Consider the following 14,617-nt stretch of genomic DNA (forward strand, 5'->3'; position numbering starts at 1 on the left):
AAATGATTTAATTTTTTTTCGTGCTGTCTTTTTTAACCACCGCTGTCGGGGATGGGTTTTGCTTTTTTACTTTAAGTTGTGCCAATGAATCTTTGATGCGAAGCTCGCGCATGACTTCAGGATTTAAACCACCTAATTTGGCATATTGGGCTTGTAAGCTAGTATTGAGTACTCGAGTTTCAAGATCGGTACGTGTGATTTTTTTTCTCAAATATTTTTCAATCATCAAACTAGCAATTGGTCCAGCTATCGTGGCTCCATAACCTCCATTTTCAATCATTACTGCAATCGCAATTTTAGGATTGTCCTTGGGTGCAAAAGCCACAAAGATAGAGTGGTCTTTCAGTTGCGTTCTTACACCATTAATTTTGGCAAAATTTTCAGCCGTTCCTGTTTTTCCACAAATATCGATACCTTCTACTCTAAGTCCGGCAGCTGTACCTAAGTTATACACGTCAAAAAGGCCACTAATTATTGGAGCAAAATATTTTTTGTCAATGGTAGTTTCGTGTTTGGTGGTGAATTTTTTATCGATGGGTTGACCTGCAATTTTTTTGATGATATGAGGAGTGTAATAATAACCTTCGTTGGCCACTGTAGCCATCATATTGGCCAATTGGATAGGCGTCATCAATACTTCCCCTTGCCCAATGGCATTAGATACAATAGCAGTGCTTCTCCAGCCACCGTTGGGATACATTCTTTTATATGTTTTTGAAGTAGGAATTTTTCCTCTTCTACCTGTCGGCAAATCATAGCCCATGAACTCTCCAAGACCAAAACTTTTGACATGACTACTCCAAATGTCAACGGCATCACCGGGTTTTTTGTACTTATTGATGGTTTTCATATAAGCGGTACCAAAGTAGGCGTTACACGATTCATATATACCACGGTGTAATTGCAACATACCGCCGCGACAGTGACAGCGCATGAATCGCCCGCGGGCATAACTAAAGCCATGATTACAACCTACGCTAGTGTTTTCGTCGATTACTCCTTCTTGAAGAGCAACTAATCCGGTCATGATTTTGAACGGAGATCCAGGAGGATATTCTGCCAATAATCCTCGATCATACAAGGGTTTCGCGATAGAGTCGTGATACAATTTGGTGTAGTTTTTGGAACGTTGTCTTCCTACCAAAATTCCAGGATCATAGGAAGGTGCGGTAATCAACGCTAATATTTCTCCTGTTTTGGGTTCTAAGGCTACTATCCCGCCTCGTTTGTTTACCATTAATTGCTCGCCATATTTTTGAATTTCGGCATCAATGGTCAAGGTTATGTCTTTGCCAGGTACAGCTACGGTGTCGTATTTGCCGTCTTTATAAGAGCCAATTTCTCGATTGTATTTGTCTTTTTGGATGTAGGTTACCCCTTTTATTCCTCTTAGAATTTCTTCGTAACTCTCTTCAACCCCTTGCTTTCCTATCAAATCACCACTTTTGTAATAAGGGTTCTTTTTGATCGTGTTTTCATTTACTTGGGTAATAAAACCAAAAATATTGGCCCCAAAATCAGCTTCATAATCTCGTAGTGAACGTTTCTGGAAGTAAAATCCCTCAAAATTTCTGATCTTTTCTTGAAAAGCAGCAAATTCGTATTTGTTCAATTGTGCCAAAAAGACTGAAGGTAACCTCGGACTGTAGACTTTAGCTTTTTCTACAATTTTGATAAAATCCTCTTTTTGGATATTGAGCAGTTTACAAAATTCTAAGGTATCAAGGTTTTTTATTTCTCTAGGAATTACCATGATGTCATAAGAAGCCTGATTGGCCACTAAAAGTTTTCCAAAACGATCATAGATATAGCCCCGTTCTGGATAATCGTATTTTATCTTTATAGCATTGTTTTCCGACTTAAGTTTGAAGGTCTCGTCAATGATTTGAAGATAAAAAATACGGATAAGAAGTAGAGCGGAACAAATAATAATTAAAGCAGGCAACAAAGCTTTTCTCATCGTTTACTTGGCTTTATAAGATATATTATAGTGATACTTAATAATAAAGTGAATAGCGTACTTAATATAGTGCGCAAAAGTACATCTAGTAGAAAGCTAAATTCAAAAGCTTCTAGAAAAAATAAAATTAAATGATGAATTACAATAGAAATGAGTAGGAACGAAAAACGTTCGGGTGTGAGTACATCATTGAGTTTTACAGTTTGATATTCGTAGCTTAAACCAAATGAAAATTTAAAAATCAAGGGTCGTATGAAGGCCAAAACCAAAGCAGCGGTAGCGTGGATTCCTCCAGAATTGCAAAACATATCCAAGAGTATACCCATCACAAAACTGGCGGTAAGTAAGGCGGTTCTATTGCCGTTTACAGGATAAAGAATGATAAACAAAATATAAGGAAATGGACTAATATATCCATAGAAATTCATGTTGTTAAACACAACAACTTGAACGGCTAATAACAAAATGAAACGAAAAATATTTACGATTAAAGTGCTATTCATCCTTTTTTCTTTGATTTTCTAGATTTTTCATTTCTTCATTCCCTTTGTTTTTCAAAATATACACATGGCCTAAATTGGTCATGTCGTTAAAGAGTTTGATTTCTAGAGTGTAAAAATTGGTTTTATTGTCTTTGTCAATATAAATTCTATTGATGGTTCCGATGTTAATATTTTCAGGGAAAATTACCGATTGTCCACCAGTAACAATCGTATCGCCTTTTCGAATGGCGGCCAAACGAGGTACGTCAATTAACTGTACAAATCCAGTACTTTTACCATCCCAAACCAAAGAACCAAAATGATTTGATTTTTTGATTTTAGCATTTATCCTTGATTTTTTATTTAAAATACTGGCAACAGTTGCGTAATTTTCAGAGACATCGTCTATGATGCCAATGATACCTTGACTGTTAATTACTCCCATATCAGGTTTTATCCCTTGTTTTCTACCGGCATTCAGCGTAAGATAGTTTTCATAAACGCTGTAGGAGTTTTTGATTACCTTGGTTACTACAATATCAGAGGGTTTTACCCCTTTAATACTGTCAATTTTAGCCATAAAACTAGAGTCTTTTACTTGGAATAGTAGGCTTCTTAGCATCGCATTTTCTTGGGCTAAGTTGTCGTTCTCTGTTTTAAGGTTGAGGTATTCATTGATGTCATTAATCTCCTTGTAAATACTGCCGGTCACTACATTGGCCGAGCTAATAAACTTGCTTCTGTGGAAAGCGTGAAATTGAATGGTTAACGAAAGGGATATACCCAAAAGCAGCAAAAACAGAATTCTATAACTGTTTCTAGTAATAAAATAAACGATTTGCTGCATTTTGTTTTGGTATAATTATGGGGTTAATGGAGTAGTTATAGCTTGTTTTTTTATTTAATTAAGATGCTTTTAAATTTGGCAATGTTTTTCAAAGCCATTCCGGTTCCGCGTACTACAGCTCTTAACGGATCTTCAGCGATGTAAACTGGTAAATCTGTTTTTTGAGAAATACGTTTGTCTAGCCCTCTTAGCATTGATCCTCCTCCGGCCAAATAAATACCGGTATTGTAAATGTCAGCTGCTAATTCAGGTGGTGTTTGGGATAAGGTTTCCATAACAGCATCTTCAATTCTTTGGATGGACTTATCCAAAGCCTTGGCAATTTCGCGATACGATACTTCTACTTGCTTAGGTTTACCGGTTAGCAAGTCACGTCCTTGTACAGACATTTCCTCTGGAGGTGTTTCCAAATCTTCAATAGCGGCACCAATTTGTATTTTAATCTTCTCAGCCGTGCTTTCTCCTACAAACAAGTTGTGTTGTGTTCTCATGTAATACACAATGTCGTTGGTAAATACGTCACCTGCAATTTTTACCGATTTGTCGCACACAATACCTCCTAAGGCAATAACTGCGATTTCGGTAGTACCTCCTCCAATGTCTACAATCATGTTTCCTTTTGGTTGCATGATGTCGATACCAATACCAATAGCGGCAGCCATTGGTTCGTGTATTAGATATACTTCTTTACCATTTACGCGTTCGCATGATTCTTTTACCGCACGCATTTCCACTTCTGTAATTCCAGAGGGAATACAAACTATCATGCGTAAGGCTGGGGTAAACATTTTTTTGTTTAAGGCAGGAATGCTTTTGATGAACATGCTGATCATTTTCTCAGACGCATCAAAATCAGCAATAACTCCGTCTTTTAAAGGACGAATGGTTTTGATGTTTTCATGCGTTTTCCCTTGCATCATATTGGCTTCTTTTCCAACTGCGATAATTTTACCCGATATTCTATCTCTAGCCACAATAGAGGGGCTGTCAATAACTACTTTATCATTGTGAATGATTAAGGTGTTTGCCGTACCAAGGTCTATCGCAATATCCTCAGTCATGAAATCAAAAAATCCCATATGTTTTTATGATTTTTAAATTAATTAACAAAGTTAAAAAAATTAATGTTTAAAATGACGTGTTCCTGTAAATACCATTGCTAAATTGTTTTCATTGCAATAGTTGATACTTAATTCGTCTTTAATTGATCCTCCGGGTTGAATAACCGCTGTAATACCTGCTTTTTTGGCCAATTCCACACAATCTGGGAAAGGGAAGAAGGCATCGCTAGCCATGGAAGCCCCCTCTAAGCTGAATCCGAAAGCTTTGGCTTTGTCTACGGCTTGTTGTAAAGCATCTACTCTTGAGGTTTGGCCTGTTCCTGATGCAATAAGCGTGCCGTTTTTGGCAAATACGATAGTATTTGACTTGGTATTTTTGCAAATTTTTGAAGCAAAAATCAAATCTTTGATTTCTTGTGCAGTAGGTGCCGTGATGGTCACTGTTTTTAGATCTTCTGGTTGGTCAGTGATGTTATTGCGGTCTTGAACCAATAATCCGTTCAAACAGGTACGAACTTGTCTTTCTGGCAAGGCTACTTCATTTTGAATTAAAATGATTCTGTTTTTCTTTTCTTGTAAAATAGCAATAGCTTCAGGTGAATACGCTGGCGCAATAACTACTTCGCAGAATAATTTGTTGATTTCGCTTGCAGTTTCAAGGTCGATAGCGGTATTCGAAATTAAAACGCCTCCAAAAGCAGAAGTAGGATCACAAGCCAATGCTGCCAAATACGCTTCGCTAATCGTGTCTCTTGTAGCTAGACCACAAGCATTGTTGTGCTTCAATATGGCAAAAGTAGGGCCGTCGTTTTTGAATTCGGCAATTAAGTTTACTGCTGCATCAACGTCTAATAAGTTGTTGTACGACAATTCTTTTCCGTGAACTTTTTGGAACATGGCCTCGAAATCGCCAAAGAAAAATCCTTTTTGATGTGGATTTTCGCCGTATCGCAATACTTGACCATTGGCGATACTTTCTTTATAATAGGTTTCGTCGGTATTGAAATAATTGAATATAGCGCCATCATAATGCGAAGAAACATGAAAGGCTTTAGTGGCCAATAATTTTCGGTCGGCTAAAGTAGTAGCTCCGTTTTGACTACTGATCATATCTAAAAATAAACCGTATTGGTCCATAGAAGGTACGATAACAGTGTCTTTAAAGTTTTTGGCAGCAGCACGAATTAAGGAAATTCCTCCGATATCAATTTTCTCAATGATGTCGGCTTCGCTTGCTCCAGAGGCTACTGTTTTTTCAAAAGGATACAAATCCACAATTACTAAATCAATCTGAGGAATGTCAAATTCCTTCATTTGTTGTACATCACTCTCGTTGTCTTGACGGTTTAATATTCCACCAAAAACTTTAGGATGTAAAGTTTTTACTCTTCCTCCTAAAATTGAAGGGTAAGAAGTTACGTCTTCTACTGGGATTACAGGAATGCCAAGATTCTTGATAAACTCTTCTGTACCTCCTGTGGAGTAAAAAACAACATTTTGTTCGTGTAATTTTCTAACAATTGGCTCTAATCCTTTTTTTGAAAACACTGAAATTAAGGCCGATTGAATTTTTTTAGTAGTGTTCATGTATCGTAGTTTTTTGAAAGTGCAAAAGTAGTTAATTTTTATGTATTATTTCAGCGTATTTTTTGTAACAATTTTGAAGCTATTGTGACCAATGATTATGGAAAAAAAATCTAGGTTTTTCTTTGAATTTTGACCAATTTTACTTCTTTAAAAAAAAATCACTATGCTGCTTTACCTTCGATTACTTAAAGAGAGTTTTAGTTTTGCTAAGAATGCCTTATTGGCCAATAAATTGAGGACCTTACTTTCTTTATTGGGCGTAACTATCGGAATTTTTTCGATTATAGCGGTTTTGGCTGCGGTCGATTCCTTGGATAAAAAAATATCAAAAGATTTAAGTGGCTTGGATAAAAACACCATCTATTTGATGCGTTTTTCTTTTGGTCCTACCGATATCCCGCAATGGAAAAGAGAACAATTTCCTAATGTAAAGTACGATGAATACATTTATATGAAAGGGGCTATGACGCAAACCGAGCAAATGGGGTATCAGATTTTTACCAAACGGGAAACCATAAAGTACGAGTCCAAAACGGTTAGCGATGTGAATATTGTGCCTGTTTCACATGAATTCATTGACATCCAAGGGTTAGAATTCGAAGAAGGACGGTTTTATACCGAATCGGAGGCCAATGCGGCGGCTCCTGTTATAGTCTTAGGTAATGAGGTGGCTAATTCTCTGTTTGAAGGGACAGACCCCATTGGGAAAAATGTACGCTTGTATGGCAAGCGCTTCACGGTAATTGGGGTGTTAAAGAAAAAAGGTTCTGGATTGTTTGATGACGATGATACCGCAGCATTTATTCCGGTTAATTTTGTACGTCAATTGTACGGTGATAACAACGACGGCTTAACCAATGTTATTATTCTTAAACCAGAAAAAGGGGTGGATATGGAAGCGTATAAAGGCGAAATTATTCAAAAATTGCGTGCTTTTAGAGGGTTGAAAGCAGGCGAAATTGATAATTTTTTTATTAATGTTTTTTCGGGTTTTACAGATTTCATTGATGGTATTATTGGACAGATGAATGTAGTAGGATGGATTATAAGTGGGTTTTCATTGTTGGTAGGCGGTTTTGGTATTGCCAATATTATGTTTGTATCAGTAAAAGAAAGAACTAATTTGATAGGGATCCAGAAATCCTTAGGTGCCAAAAACCGATTCATATTGTTTCAGTTTTTGTTTGAAGCTATTATTTTGTCTTTAATTGGGGGGTTGATTGGGCTGTTTTTTGTTTGGGTCATTGCTTTAGTGCTCACAAAAGCCTTAGATTTTGAATTTGTATTGAGTATTGGTAATATTTTATTAGGCTCTGGTTTGGCGGCTTTTATTGGATTGTTATCCGGTATTTTGCCTGCTATTGCAGCGGCTCGTTTGGACCCTGTAGAAGCTATCAGAACCGGAATGTAGCAGCGGCGGGTACAATAATGCAGTTTTGTATTATTTCAATGTATAGTCGAACGTGTTTTTCTGATAAAAATAGCCCCAAATAGTGTCTCACTTTTCGGGGCTATCTCTTTATTATAGATGGCTGTTGATTTACCAACAGAAAGGATTGAAGTTTATACCCAATTCAAACCAATTAGCAGCTGCGCCAGCTAGTTGTTTTAAATCTACTGGGACCTATACTTTTTTCAAAAGCTATTATTTCAAAAGCTTACTAAAATCTTCGTAGCTAATGTCCCAAGTTTTTGGATTGTCCTTTTCTCGCCAAGTAACCTCTGTGCCTCCATCTATAATGATGTATTGACCAATAATAAATCGAGAATCGTCAAGTAGAAGAAACTTTACTAGAGGGGCAATATTATCGGGTTTAGGAATTTCTCCAATTGGTTTTGGCAGCATATTTATACCTGCTGCTTTACGAGGATCTTTCATATCGTGTTCAATTAATGGAGTAAGAACAGCTCCAGGAGCAATAATGTTCATAGATATGTTACTTCCTGCCCAATCAGCTTTGTGGGCATTATGTCGAGCCCATTTTGTTATAGCAACTTTACTTACTTGATATGTATATTTTGGGTTGTTTTTAATCAATTCAAAAGCTTTTTCCGTTTCGAAATTCAAAAGAGCATCTACTGCATCAGAGGGTATGCCTGGCGTAATTACAACAGAATTTGATGCATTGATGACCACTCTTCCATTGTTTGATTTTTTTAAATAGGGCTGTAAGGAAGTCAGCATTTGTATGATACCAAAGTAATTAACGCCAAATACTAATTCGGCATTTTCGTTATCTACTCCAGCATTGGCAAACACACCATCGATTTGACCGTTTGATAATTTGATTATTTCGGATACTGCATAATCAACACCTTCTTTGGTTGAAAGATCGGCAGTAATTTCGGGATCGCCTGAATTAGAAACCCCTATTACTTTTACTCCATTTTTTTCTAGAAGTTGTCTTGTGCTAAATCCCATACCTGTTTGGGAACCTGTTATTACGATTGTTTTTGTTGTGTTCATGTCTTTTTGTTTTAATTAATTGCTCCTGGACCAATACTTTTTTTCCCTAAAGTGGCATCAATACTTTCTTTAATTGCTTTGTTAATGTCTTCAAAGCCGTAGTTTAATTCTTTCATTGATGATGTAGGATCGATGTAGAAATCGCATTCTTCAAGTTCAAGTAAACCCAAAGGGTCATAAGCACTTTCTTTACCGGATTCTTCCACTTTCTTCTTTTGTTCTTTGGCTTTTTCCATAAAGAAATCAGAAGGCATAGGTTTTATTGTTCTTTCCAATTGTAAGTGATCAGCAAAGATTTCGAAAATTTCTTTGTATTTAAGATTGACATTACCAATCGGATAATATTTCTTACCATTAACAACCTCACAGGCATTGGCGACTGCTATTCCAACTTGATTCATAGTTATACACGCCGAGCCTCCTGTATGTACAGGGACTTCATCTGTAGCATTTTTAAGTGTATCTATGTAAAAACCCCATAGCGTAGGACGGTTTGGGGCAGCGCCAAAAATATAAGGCAATTCTAAAATGCCTACAGATAGTGTATCTCCAGCCTCTTGAAAAGCTACCTCTATTTGTTCTACCCTAGAAAGGATATAGGGGCTTTTTGATGGAATGTTTAGTGATGGGAAATCTCTATGCATGGCAGTATAGTATGAGCCTAAGATAATTAGTCTTTTGGCATTTACTTTTTTCATGATCTTTATTATTTGAGCAATAGAATCCACATTCTCTCTTCTAAAGCCATTTATAGCTGGTTTGTCAAATAGATTTCTGCCATCCGCTCCTGCTCCATACACTACTGCATCAGTCCCTCCAAATATGTCCAATAGTTCATCTTCTGTGCACAAAGAGATGTTCTTTATAATAACTTTTGTACCGTCAGGTAAAAATCCTTTTTCAGGTTCGGATCCTAAACCAATAACAACTAAATCATGTCCTTTTTGAAAAAGATGTTTGGTTATGAAGTGACCTAATTGACCAGTTCCTCCAATAATTACAATTTTCATAAAATCATTTATTTTAGGTTAATTAAAAAATATTTATTTGTTGAATAATAAACTGGTTTTGGTATCGTATTCAACGAGTACCGAGGCGATACCTGCAATTAGGCTTGTGATTATTGCACCTCCAAAAGCGGTCACTTCTATAGCTCCATATACCCTTTGGAATAACAAAGCAAAAATGGTAATGGTACCAAAAGCAAAAATGCTATTCTTTAATGCCATAAGAAACACTTTAGGGAAATAGGATGGTTTGTTGTCCATTTTTGTAGTAAAATAAGTGATGCTCGTTAAAATGAATGCTAGAGAAGTTCCTAACACAACAGCTTCACCAAACACAGTGGGTTCTTGAGAAGAAATCATGTCGGTTGTTAAATTGTAGCTTTTGGTTTGGTCAATTTGAAACCAATAAATTAATCCGTTTATGATAGCATTAATAATTCCTGCTATAATTGACCCTTTAATAATACTTTGATTATTCATAGTGTTTTTTTTTTAAAAGAACATAAATAAGGCGAGTTGATAAGAACTCCAGTTGTAGACCTTTTCGTTAAATGAAGATTGAATGGCCTTGCCTGGAGCCGCAATGGAGTACAACCCCCAAAGCATGAAATGTGTGTTTATAAAATAGCGTGTGTTTAAGGTGAATTCTTGGCCGATATCTTTATTTTTTAAATTGGAAATAGGTGCTAATCCCCCTTGATTATTTAATTCATCTGCTCTCAGAAAAAAATAGTCTAATGATATGTCCCAATCTTTAGAAAAATTACCTTTTAGTTCCACTCTATGGGTGACAAAATTTCCGTTCCCCGTTACTTTTCTAAAATTAATTCCTTGTACCCAGTTGCCTAACCCACCTGTCAAAACAGGGTCAAATCTTTCATAAGTATCTGTATTGATGTTGTCACCTTCTAAAAAGGCATAGCGATAATACAGGGAAGGATTCCCAAACCATTTTGTTTTATATCCTAAACCGGCATACCATCCTTTGCTTTGCATATCCTCGGAGTGATGGGATTGATAGGCATATTCTGTTTTTAAAAATAATCCAGTTTTGGCTATGTTGGTAAGGTATAATTTTGGATTGACGATGTACATCCCTTTTTTAGGTATCGGGCCTTCGGGAGTTGAATAGTTAGATTTTCCTCCGGAAACTGTCAAATAGGTGAGGCCGGCATCAACAGTTTTATTGTTGTTGAAATTTAAGCTTCCTCCTAAGTAATTCGTGTTGGTTTGTTTGTTTTTAAACAATTCCTCAGGTTCTAAGAAAAAACCATTAAATCGAAAGTTTTTTTTGTGAACGGAGAGTAAAACTGTTTTTTGAAAAGCCGTCCTAGAACTAAAATACACACTTCCTCTGTCGCCCGCATTCGCTGAACCACTAATTTTGGAAATCAGAAAGGCTTCGTTCAGTTGGAAAAAGTTTCTACCAGCAGAAATGTCGATGTTTAAATCTTTCTTTTTGGTTAATCCAGTGAATAACACTCCGGCATACAATCGTTCAAAATCAATAAATAGGGCGGATCCTTGAGAATAAATGTCGCTAGTATTTCTTCCAGAAATTATGGCTGAGATCGAACCGTAAATATAGGTTTGTTTCTTTCCTATTTTTGTAATCCCTGCTATCCCAGGCTCTATAAATGCTTCGCCCCAAAAGCGAGTCCCATTTCCTGCGGGGTTTGTTGCTACGGGATTACCTTCTGTAAACAACTTGCCTTGGCTAAAAAAGGCATTGTTTTCATTAAAAAGACCTGTGGCGCCATTCATTATTAGGGTTAATTTACTTTTTGGGGTTTCGATCAGGGTTGGAAAATCTTTAATCGTTCCACTGTTAATCATCCCTTTTTTTTCTGAAGGTGTTGAGGTTTCACTTTTAAAATACACTTCAAATATCAGATCCACGGGACCATTAAACTCGGAGTTGTAAACAAAATAATGAACCTGAGCGATATCCGGTTCTTGTTCGATTCGTTTTACACTCATTTCGGTAATCTGCTTGCTAAACGAAGCGCCAGGCCGAATACCAAATGCGGTATAAAATTTATCATTTTCTTGTTCTGTGGTCGGTATGGTTTGTCCCTCTTTTTTAATCAAAATGGTGACTTTTGCAATTGGTACTCCTTCCGCAAGTTGAGGATTTATTTGAGTTAAACTTTGTGAAAAGCAAGTGCCTAAATAGGCTAAAAAAAATAAGATATAAATTTTTTTCATCGGATAAATACAATTAAAAATGACTTCACGAGGCATCAAGAAGGCATGCTATTAATTTTCTATTTTGGCATTTTGCTTTTAAAGGAACCTCCACTATCAATGCGTAAGTCGTTGCCAGTTATCCATTGCGCTCTGTTGCTTGTTTAATGCCATATGGGGAAGGCAATTTCAATTGGGGCGCCACGAAGTTTTATAACAATAGTATCGGAGAGTAGTGTAAGCATTTATGGAGTAAATTCCGTAGCTAATGTAGATCTGCCATTATCTACTATTTAATCTAACGTTTGTACGCCACCTCCGTTTACAAATAAGATTTGTCCACTCACCCATTCGGAAACAGGAGAGGCAAAATACAATACAGCACCTGCAATATCTTCTACTTTTCCTAGGCGTTTTATTGGGGTGTGCGACAGCATGGATTTTTCGATTTCTGGGGTTAATACGGTTGCTAGTGCTGCCGTTTTTATCGCACCAGGTCCAACAGCATTGATTCTTACTTCTGGACCAAAATCCATAGCTAAATTGGCTGTCATGTGATTCATGGCGGCTTTTGAAGCACTATATGCACTCATATTTGGACTTTTGTTTACAGAACTCATAGAGGTAATGTTGATGATGGAGCCATAATTGGTTTTTTTCATGTGTGGTACACATAATTGAGATAACCTCCAGGCGCTAAAAACATTGAGCTGAAAACGCCAAGCAAAGTCGTCTACTGTAATGTTAAAAGGGTTTTCTTTCCCGCCACCGCCACCACCAGCGTTGTTGACAAGAATTTCAATAGTACCAAATGACGCTATAGCTTGCTCGACCAAATTTACTAAGTCTTCATCTTTAGTAACATTACATGCTACCGCAATAGCTTTTCCACCTTCACTTTTAATTTGTGCTGCTACAGCCTCTGCGTCTTCTAGCTTTAGATCAGAGACCACTAAATTGGCACCATGTGCCGCAAGCATCAAACAGCTTCCTTTTCCAATACCATTACCTCCACCAGTAATTATGGCGGTTTTATTGGTTAAATCAAATAAGTTTTTCATGATGTAAGTGTTTAAAAGTCAATCAAATATAACGATATAAATTTCAACAAACAAACATTTTGTTCGTAAACAATTGTTAATTAGAGGATTGTAAGAGTGTGTTGAATTTTCTAATTTTACCAAAAAAAGAATGTATAACAAAAGGGGTGAAATTTCCGTTAATCGGATCATTGAAAGTTGTATTGAAACGTTTAATGCTAAAGGTTTAGATATAACGCTCAACCAACTTGCCATCGAATTAAACATCAGTAGAGGGAGAATAAATCATTATTTTCCAACAAAAGACCTTTTGTTAGTAGCTATAGCTCGTAAATATGAAGAAGAGTTAGCCGCAATTAGAGATACTTTCAAGTATTCTACCGAGGAGAATTTTTTATTCGATCAAATCAAATTGTACGCATTGATTATGGATAATCAATACCGTTTTCGTTGCGTCACCATATATGCTTCAGGAACGAGTAGTTCTCGCAACGAAATGATTCAACAAATCAATAATCAGTTTAAAGGGACAAAAGAAAGATTTCTTGCCTTAACCGAACGATTAATAGCATTGGGTTATTTGAAATCGGAAGCCTTGGAGGTCAATAATTTAGAGGTTTTTCGTTTTAAGTTTGTAACGATGTTTACTTCTTGGGTCATACACCATGAAATCTATGATAAGGATAAAAGTTACGAAGAAGTGAAGCCGATTTATTTGAAAGCCATTGCTAGCTGTTTCTTAGATTTTGCTTTACCCAAAACAATAGCCCAATTGGATGCTATTGATTTTACTTCTTTTTAATTGAGAAACGCTGCTGATTTTAAATTGTTATTGCTTATTGCTACGGCCGTTTAAATATAGTGCCAACCTCTCTCTCACCGGAAAGCAGTAGAGGTAAATGTTTTTTGTTTTACTCAATATGCTTTATACCAATAAATAATTGTGTTGTTTTGACAGGGAGGGAATAAACCATAAAAAAAGCCGTTCTAATTGTTATAGAACGGCTTTTTTTATAAAATATACGGGTTATCGTATCGGATTATTCTGAATCAAATCTAGATACAAATTGATTTTGTCTTTCAACTCTTTTCTAGGCGTAATGAAGTCTAAGAAACCGTGTTCTAAAACAAATTCTGCCGTTTGAAATCCTTCGGGCAAATCTTTTCCGGTAGTGTCTCTAACCACACGTGGTCCTGCAAAACCAATTAATGCACCTGGTTCCGAGATGTTGATGTCTCCCAACATCGCATAGGATGCCGTTGTTCCTCCAGTGGTAGGATCGGTACAAAGTGAAATATAAGGCAATTTTGCATCGGCCAATTGGGCTAATTTTACCGAAGTTTTAGCCAATTGCATCAAAGAATAAGCGGCTTCCATCATACGAGCCCCTCCCGATTTTGAGATCATGACAAATGGCAATCGGTTTTTGATAGCGTAATCAATTCCTCGGGCAATTTTTTCACCTACTACAGAACCCATAGATCCACCAATAAAGGCAAAATCCATACAGCACACTACCAATTCTTTTCCTTTGGATTTACCCACTCCGGTGCGCACGGCATCTTTGAGTTTTGTTTTTTCCATCACGTCTTTCAAACGATCAGAATATTTTTTGGAATCCACAAAGTTTAAAGTGTCTTTTGAAGTCATGTTTTTATCCAATTCCACAAATTCATTGTTGTCGAATAAGATTTCAAAATAGGTAGCACTACCAATTCGAACATGAAAATCATCCTCTGGGCTTACAAACAAGTTGCGAGCTAATTCGTCTGCATCAACAATTTTTCCGGTAGGGGATTTGTACCAAAGACCTTTAGGTACATCCATTTTGTCTTCGGTAGCGGTAGTAATTCCTTTTTCTTTTCTTTTAAACCAAGCCATTTTTTAGTAATCTGAGTTCAGTTATTCTAGTTTTGGGTTCAATAAAAAAGTCTTAGTAACTGCTTTAAGAGCAGGTTACTAAGACTTTGTGATTTCG

At 36.6% G+C, this 14,617-nt stretch carries 13 protein-coding genes; 2 read left to right on the forward strand and 11 right to left on the reverse strand.

The features are described from left to right. Nucleotides 1-7: 7 nt before the first annotated feature. From mrdA to purH, 5 genes are read right to left on the reverse strand one after another with little or no spacing between them, the layout of a single operon-like run. The gene (gene mrdA, locus ACZIX2_RS05555) at nt 8-1,960 is read right to left on the reverse strand and encodes a penicillin-binding protein 2 (protein WP_463339093.1); all 1,953 of its coding nucleotides are present in this window, start codon (nt 1,958-1,960) and stop codon (nt 8-10) included. After that, on the reverse strand, nt 1,957-2,463 hold the full coding sequence (locus ACZIX2_RS05560) for a rod shape-determining protein MreD (protein ID WP_463339094.1): 507 nt from the start codon (nt 2,461-2,463) through the stop codon (nt 1,957-1,959). The genes mrdA and ACZIX2_RS05560 overlap by 4 nt, the downstream gene beginning before the upstream one ends. Next, nucleotides 2,456-3,289 carry a rod shape-determining protein MreC gene (gene mreC / locus ACZIX2_RS05565; RefSeq protein ID WP_463339095.1) on the reverse strand — a complete coding sequence of 278 codons (834 nt, stop codon included), beginning with the start codon at nt 3,287-3,289 and terminating at the stop codon, nt 2,456-2,458. The genes ACZIX2_RS05560 and mreC overlap by 8 nt, the downstream gene beginning before the upstream one ends. A gap of 50 nt (nt 3,290-3,339) precedes the next feature. Beyond that, complete coding sequence (locus tag ACZIX2_RS05570; protein WP_463339096.1) at nt 3,340-4,368, reverse strand: rod shape-determining protein; 1,029 nt, start codon at nt 4,366-4,368, stop codon at nt 3,340-3,342. Nucleotides 4,369-4,410: 42 nt separating this feature from the next. Further along, nucleotides 4,411-5,937, reverse strand: a complete 1,527-nt coding sequence (purH, locus tag ACZIX2_RS05575) for a bifunctional phosphoribosylaminoimidazolecarboxamide formyltransferase/IMP cyclohydrolase (protein ID WP_463339097.1) — start codon at nt 5,935-5,937, stop codon at nt 4,411-4,413. Nucleotides 5,938-6,100: 163 nt separating this feature from the next. On the opposite strand from purH, the gene ACZIX2_RS05580 reads away from it, so the two are divergent. Further along, nucleotides 6,101-7,348: an ABC transporter permease gene (locus ACZIX2_RS05580; RefSeq protein ID WP_463339098.1), complete on the forward strand. Its 1,248-nt coding sequence runs from the start codon at nt 6,101-6,103 to the stop codon at nt 7,346-7,348. A gap of 234 nt (nt 7,349-7,582) precedes the next feature. On the opposite strand, the gene ACZIX2_RS05585 is transcribed toward ACZIX2_RS05580, so the two are convergent. From ACZIX2_RS05585 to ACZIX2_RS05605, 5 genes are all read right to left on the reverse strand, one after another. Next, complete coding sequence (locus tag ACZIX2_RS05585) at nt 7,583-8,404, reverse strand: SDR family oxidoreductase (protein WP_463339099.1); 822 nt, start codon at nt 8,402-8,404, stop codon at nt 7,583-7,585. Nucleotides 8,405-8,415: 11 nt separating this feature from the next. After that, entirely contained in the window at nt 8,416-9,414 is a 999-nt protein-coding gene (locus tag ACZIX2_RS05590) for an NAD-dependent epimerase/dehydratase family protein (RefSeq protein WP_463339100.1), read from the reverse strand. Nucleotides 9,415-9,447: 33 nt separating this feature from the next. After that, nucleotides 9,448-9,891, reverse strand: a complete 444-nt coding sequence (locus ACZIX2_RS05595; protein WP_463339101.1) for a hypothetical protein — start codon at nt 9,889-9,891, stop codon at nt 9,448-9,450. A gap of 12 nt (nt 9,892-9,903) precedes the next feature. Beyond that, on the reverse strand, nt 9,904-11,619 hold the full coding sequence (locus ACZIX2_RS05600) for an alginate export family protein (RefSeq protein ID WP_463339102.1): 1,716 nt from the start codon (nt 11,617-11,619) through the stop codon (nt 9,904-9,906). A gap of 272 nt (nt 11,620-11,891) precedes the next feature. Next, the gene (locus ACZIX2_RS05605) at nt 11,892-12,659 is read right to left on the reverse strand and encodes a glucose 1-dehydrogenase (RefSeq protein WP_463339103.1); all 768 of its coding nucleotides are present in this window, start codon (nt 12,657-12,659) and stop codon (nt 11,892-11,894) included. 130 nt (nt 12,660-12,789) lie between these two features. Here ACZIX2_RS05605 and ACZIX2_RS05610 point away from each other — a divergent pair, with 130 nt between their 5' ends. Next, on the forward strand, nt 12,790-13,440 hold the full coding sequence (locus ACZIX2_RS05610; RefSeq protein ID WP_463339104.1) for a TetR/AcrR family transcriptional regulator: 651 nt from the start codon (nt 12,790-12,792) through the stop codon (nt 13,438-13,440). Nucleotides 13,441-13,665: 225 nt separating this feature from the next. Here ACZIX2_RS05610 and accD read toward each other — a convergent pair whose 3' ends face one another. Further along, nucleotides 13,666-14,520 (reverse strand): acetyl-CoA carboxylase, carboxyltransferase subunit beta, encoded by an 855-nt coding sequence (gene accD / locus ACZIX2_RS05615; protein ID WP_463339105.1) that lies wholly within the window; start codon nt 14,518-14,520, stop codon nt 13,666-13,668. Between the last annotated feature and the right edge of the window lie 97 nt (nt 14,521-14,617).

Source organism: Flavobacterium riviphilum, assembly GCF_055231795.1.

What these genes read in the sequence shown, in the direction of transcription:
- ACZIX2_RS05580 (WP_463339098.1), top strand. Translation starts at nt 6,101, where the DNA reads ATGCTGCTTTACCTTCGATTACTTAAAGAGAGTTTTAGTTTTGCTAAG.
- purH (WP_463339097.1), bottom strand. Translation starts at nt 5,937, where the DNA reads ATGAACACTACTAAAAAAATTCAATCGGCCTTAATTTCAGTGTTTTCA.
- ACZIX2_RS05590 (WP_463339100.1), bottom strand. Translation starts at nt 9,414, where the DNA reads ATGAAAATTGTAATTATTGGAGGAACTGGTCAATTAGGTCACTTCATA.
- ACZIX2_RS05605 (WP_463339103.1), bottom strand. Translation starts at nt 12,659, where the DNA reads ATGAAAAACTTATTTGATTTAACCAATAAAACCGCCATAATTACTGGT.
- accD (WP_463339105.1), bottom strand. Translation starts at nt 14,520, where the DNA reads ATGGCTTGGTTTAAAAGAAAAGAAAAAGGAATTACTACCGCTACCGAA.
- mrdA (WP_463339093.1), bottom strand. Translation starts at nt 1,960, where the DNA reads ATGAGAAAAGCTTTGTTGCCTGCTTTAATTATTATTTGTTCCGCTCTA.
- ACZIX2_RS05595 (WP_463339101.1), bottom strand. Translation starts at nt 9,891, where the DNA reads ATGAATAATCAAAGTATTATTAAAGGGTCAATTATAGCAGGAATTATT.
- ACZIX2_RS05600 (WP_463339102.1), bottom strand. Translation starts at nt 11,619, where the DNA reads ATGAAAAAAATTTATATCTTATTTTTTTTAGCCTATTTAGGCACTTGC.
- ACZIX2_RS05585 (WP_463339099.1), bottom strand. Translation starts at nt 8,404, where the DNA reads ATGAACACAACAAAAACAATCGTAATAACAGGTTCCCAAACAGGTATG.
- ACZIX2_RS05570 (WP_463339096.1), bottom strand. Translation starts at nt 4,368, where the DNA reads ATGGGATTTTTTGATTTCATGACTGAGGATATTGCGATAGACCTTGGT.
- ACZIX2_RS05610 (WP_463339104.1), top strand. Translation starts at nt 12,790, where the DNA reads ATGTATAACAAAAGGGGTGAAATTTCCGTTAATCGGATCATTGAAAGT.
- mreC (WP_463339095.1), bottom strand. Translation starts at nt 3,289, where the DNA reads ATGCAGCAAATCGTTTATTTTATTACTAGAAACAGTTATAGAATTCTG.
- ACZIX2_RS05560 (WP_463339094.1), bottom strand. Translation starts at nt 2,463, where the DNA reads ATGAATAGCACTTTAATCGTAAATATTTTTCGTTTCATTTTGTTATTA.